This window comes from Phenylobacterium sp., from assembly GCF_031425575.1.
Classification (GTDB): domain Bacteria; phylum Pseudomonadota; class Alphaproteobacteria; order Caulobacterales; family Caulobacteraceae; genus Phenylobacterium.
Genome location: NZ_JANPJP010000274.1, coordinates 1 through 4038, shown reverse-complemented (window position 1 = coordinate 4038; position 4038 = coordinate 1). Strand labels below are relative to the sequence as shown.

The following is a 4038-nucleotide window of genomic DNA, read 5'->3' as shown; positions in this document are numbered from 1 at the left end:
ACCGGGTGCATGAAGGCCATGCGCGAGCCCGGCGCGAACTGGCTGACCAGTTCGATCTCCGGGATCGAGGCCACATCAAAGGAGGTCACCCCATTGGCGGCGAGGGTCTCGATGACCCACGGCGAAGGGTTGGCCTTTACGGCGTAGAAGACGTCGCCTCGGAAATTTTCCTGGAACCAGCGCGCCGCGACAGCCACCGCGTCAGGTCGCGCTATTGCGACAGGACGTTCCGGGGACCGCTGACGGACCAGGTCCAGGGGCGTTTGATACGTGTGCAATTCACGTAACCCCCAATGGATTGTTGAACCTAGCCGGCGTTAGCAGCGCTTTTGAGGACTTCGGGTCCGCCGGAGCGCGGTGAAATAGGGGCATATGACCCCCGTGTAAAGGGGTTTGATTCTGGCGCGGTGGATCACGCGCAAACCCTGACCTGGCCAAGGCTTGCGAGGGGACCTTCGCGAAGAGATTTGTGACAGTCGCAGGGGAAGGAAATTGCGCGGTCCGGGGGCATTCGCGGACGTCTCGGGCTGACGGCGCCCCAGGGCGTAACGGACGCTAGACCGGACGGCGGGCGCCGTGTCATGAAGTCGTCGCGACGGTCGGCGATGACGCATCTCCGGCCCTTGCCCGCGCCGACCTGGAAAGCCTCTGCATTCATGCCTGACGCCGCCGTTCTGTCCGTACGGAACGCCTCGAAGAGCTTTGGTCCTCGCAAGGCCCTCGACGGCGTGTCCCTCAGCGTTTCCCGCGGCGAGATGATCGCCCTCATCGGCCCGTCGGGCTCGGGTAAATCCACCCTCCTGCGCTCCATCAGCGGCCTGCAGGCTATCGACCCGGGCGCGGGCGTCATTGAGGCGTTCGGCGGCCCCGTTCAGGCCAACGGCAAGATCAGCCGCAAGGTGCGCGAGACCCGCATCCGCGTCGGCTTCATTTTCCAGCAGTTCAACCTGGTGGGCCGCCTCACCCTCTTCACCAACGCCGCCCTGGGCTCGCTGGGCCGTATCCCCATGCTGCGGGGAACCTTCGGCGCCTGGCCGCAGGAAACCAAGGACGCGGTCATGGCCGCGCTCTCCCGCGTCGGCGTGGCCGAATACGCCGGCCAGCGCGCCAACACCCTGTCCGGCGGCCAGCAGCAGCGTGGCGCCATCGCGCGCGCCCTGGTGCAGAAGGCCAAGATCATCCTGGCCGACGAGCCCGTCGCCTCCCTGGACCCGGTTTCGGCGCGCAAGGTCATGGAATTACTGCGCGACCTGAACGCCACAGACGGCCTCACCGTCGTCGTGACCCTCCACCAGGTTGACTACGCCCTGCGCTACTGCCGGCGCGTGGTGGCCCTCAAGGCCGGCAAGGTGGTCTATGACGGTCCCATCGACGGCCTGGGCCGTGAGCGGCTGATCGACATCTACGGTCCCGAATTCGAAGACGCCTTCTGGGAAGGAGCGCCGAAATGATCCGCCGCCACGTTCTGACGGCGCTGGCCGCCGTCCTGACCCTCGCCGCCTGCGGCCAGAAGCCGGCCGAGACCGCCGGCGCGCCAAAGGAGCTGACCTTCTCGATCCTGTCGGCCGAGAACCAGGCCTCGATGCAGCCCCTGTGGCAGCCCCTGCTCGACGACATGTCCGAGCAGGTCGGCGTCAAGGTGAAGCCCTATTTCGCCACCAACTACACCTCCCTGATCGAGGCCATGCGCTTCAATCAGGTGCAGGTGGGCTGGTTCTCCGCCCTTCCGGCCCTGGAGGCGACCCGTCGCGCGGACGGGGTGGTTCTGGGGCGGGTGGTCGATGCCGGCGGCGCCGATTCCTACACCTCGGTGCTGATCGTCAAGAAGGGCAGCGGCATCACCCTGGAGGACGTGCTGAAGTGCGATAAGCGCTACTCGTTCGGGATTGGCGACGCCAAGTCGACTTCGGGCACACTCGCCCCCATGACCTATCTCTTCACCCCGCGCGGGATCGAGCCGGCTGAGTGCTTCAAGGGGGTCCGCTCGGCCAGCCACCAGACCAACGTCTTCTCCGTCGCCAACGGCGTGCTGGACGTGGCCACCAACAATTCGGTCGGCCTGGTGTTCGCGGCCCGCGAGAACCCCGAGGTGGCCGCCAAGATCGAGGTGATCTGGAACTCTCCGCCGCTGCCGGAATCCTCCATCGTCGCCCGCAAGGATCTGGACCCGGCGATCCGTGAGAAGATCCGCCAGTTCTTCCTGACCTATGGGACAGGAACCGGGCCGCGCGCCGACAAGCAGCGCGAGGTGCTCAAGGGCCTCGCCTATGGGGGTTTCCGTCCGGCCGACAACACCTACCTTGATCCGATCCGCGAGATGGAGGCTTCGGAAGTCCTGGCCGACGCCAAGCGAGGGGGCGACGCCGCCAAGATCGCCAAGGCCCAGGCCGCTTTCGACGACATCCGCGCCAAGGCCGCCCAGCGGCGCGCGGTCAATCCGGACGTCTGATGACCCTCACCGATCCGAAGATGGCGGGCATGCCCCGTCCCCCGAGCCGAACCCTGGTTCAGCGGGCTCCCGACCTCCTAGTCTGGGGCGGGGTGATCCTGTTCCTGGCCATCAGCTTCGGGCCGGTGGAGATCAACCGCCTGCCCATGCTGTTCTCCAACTCGGAGAACATGCAGCAGTTCGGCCGCGAGCTGCTGCGTCCCGACTTCACCAACTGGAAGCTCTATGTCGCCCAGATGTGGCTGACGGTGCAGATCGCCCTGTGGGGCACCTGTCTGGCGGTGTTTCTGGCCATTCCCTTCGGCCTGGTCTGCGCCCGCAACATCTCCCCGATCTGGCTCCAGCAGCCCATGCGCCTGGCGATGAACCTGCTGCGCTCGGTGCCCGACCTGGTTCTGGGCCTGCTGTTCATCGTGGCGGTGGGCCTGGGGCCCTTCGCCGGGGTCATGGCCCTGGCGCTGAACACCGGCGGCGTCCTGGCCAAGCTGTTCTCCGAGGCGGTGGAATCCATCGACCGCGGCCCGGTGGAGGGCGTTCGCGCCACCGGCGCGACACCGCTGCAGGAGGTGGTCTGGGGCGTCATCCCCCAGGTCGCGCCCCTGTGGAGCTCGTATGCTCTCTACCGGTTTGAATCGAACTCGCGGTCAGCCACGGTCCTGGGCCTGATCGGGGCCGGCGGGATCGGCCAGACCCTCTTCGAATCTCTCAATGGATTCAATTATTCCCAGGTCGCGGCCATCGCCATCGTCATCGTGGTGGCGGTGACCATGATCGACATGCTCAGCCAGACGATCCGCGCCCGCCTTCTGTAGACCCGCGGCCCGTAGCGAGTGAGCTTTAGACGGTTGGCGTCGCCACGGCGCCCTCTAGGATGGCGGAGACCTCGGCTGTCGGCCGCCCGTCGGCCTTACGCTCGCTGTACCGGTCCACGAGATAGTCAGAGCGGTCCCGCGTCAGCAGGGTGAACTCCACCAGCTCCTCCATCACGTCCACGACCCGGTCATAATAGGCCGAGGGTTTCATCCGTCCGTCGTATATTTCAACTAGGTTGGAAATATGGAACTGAAGCCCGCGACTGTAAGTCTCTCCGCTCTCGCCCACGAGGGCCGGCTCTCGGTCTTCCGCATGCTGGTTCAGGCCGGCGCATCCGGAGTGGCGGCGGGGGACATCGCCCGACAGATGGAGGTCTCGCCCAGCACCCTCTCGGCGAACCTGAACATCCTCAGCCATGCGGGGCTGATCGATTCCCGTCGCGATGGCCGGTCCATCATCTACACCGCCAACTACGACCACATGCGCGGCCTGCTCGCCTTCCTCATGGAGGACTGCTGCGGCGGCGCGCCGGAAATCTGCGGGCCCCTGGCGAAGATCGCCAGCCAGAGCTGCGAGGCGGAGGGCCATGCCTGCTAGGGAGGCGACACATGGCTGAGCCGACGACTGACAAGGTCTACAACGTCCTCTTCCTCTGCACCGGGAATTCCGCCCGCTCGGTGATCGCCGAGGCTCTGATCAACAAGGAAGGCCAGGGCCGGTTCAAGGGCTACTCGGCGGGCTCCATGCCCAAGGGCCAGGTCAACCCGCACGCCTTG

General features: G+C 66.1%; 4 protein-coding genes and 3 pseudogenes. 5 read left to right on the top strand and 2 right to left on the bottom strand.

Going from position 1 to position 4038, the window contains the following annotated elements; all coding sequences use genetic code 11:
* A pseudogene (locus RMO97_RS15615) lies at positions 1–278 on the bottom strand (type III PLP-dependent enzyme); the annotation flags it as partial.
* A gap of 378 nt (positions 279–656) precedes the next feature.
* Between RMO97_RS15615 and phnC the strand changes: the two are divergent.
* Genes phnC through phnE form a run of 3 tightly spaced genes read left to right on the top strand, consistent with a single transcriptional unit; the run spans position 657 to position 3261 of the window.
* Positions 657–1451, top strand: coding sequence for a phosphonate ABC transporter ATP-binding protein (phnC, locus tag RMO97_RS15610; RefSeq protein ID WP_310541960.1), 795 nt, complete (start codon positions 657–659; stop codon positions 1449–1451).
* The gene (gene phnD / locus RMO97_RS15605) at positions 1448–2449 is read left to right on the top strand and encodes a phosphate/phosphite/phosphonate ABC transporter substrate-binding protein (protein WP_310541959.1); all 1002 of its coding nucleotides are present in this window, start codon (positions 1448–1450) and stop codon (positions 2447–2449) included. Before phnC ends, phnD begins: the two co-directional genes overlap by 4 nt.
* Positions 2449–3261, top strand: a complete 813-nt coding sequence (gene phnE / locus RMO97_RS15600; RefSeq protein ID WP_310541958.1) for a phosphonate ABC transporter, permease protein PhnE — start codon at positions 2449–2451, stop codon at positions 3259–3261. The genes phnD and phnE overlap by 1 nt, the downstream gene beginning before the upstream one ends.
* 25 nt (positions 3262–3286) lie before the next feature.
* Here phnE and RMO97_RS15595 read toward each other — a convergent pair.
* Positions 3287–3478, bottom strand: a pseudogene (locus RMO97_RS15595) (arsenical resistance protein ArsH); the annotation flags it as partial.
* A 27-nt stretch (positions 3479–3505) separates the two neighbouring features.
* On the opposite strand from RMO97_RS15595, the gene RMO97_RS15590 reads away from it, so the two are divergent.
* Positions 3506–3859 carry a metalloregulator ArsR/SmtB family transcription factor gene (locus RMO97_RS15590; protein ID WP_310541957.1) on the top strand — a complete coding sequence of 118 codons (354 nt, stop codon included), beginning with the start codon at positions 3506–3508 and terminating at the stop codon, positions 3857–3859.
* Between the two features lie 11 nt (positions 3860–3870).
* Positions 3871–4038, top strand: a pseudogene (locus RMO97_RS15585) (arsenate reductase ArsC); the annotation flags it as partial.

Coding starts and splice junctions, on each gene's coding strand:
- phnC (WP_310541960.1), top strand. CDS start 657: ATGCCTGACGCCGCCGTTCTGTCCGTACGGAACGCCTCGAAGAGCTTT.
- phnD (WP_310541959.1), top strand. CDS start 1,448: ATGATCCGCCGCCACGTTCTGACGGCGCTGGCCGCCGTCCTGACCCTC.
- phnE (WP_310541958.1), top strand. CDS start 2,449: ATGACCCTCACCGATCCGAAGATGGCGGGCATGCCCCGTCCCCCGAGC.
- RMO97_RS15590 (WP_310541957.1), top strand. CDS start 3,506: ATGGAACTGAAGCCCGCGACTGTAAGTCTCTCCGCTCTCGCCCACGAG.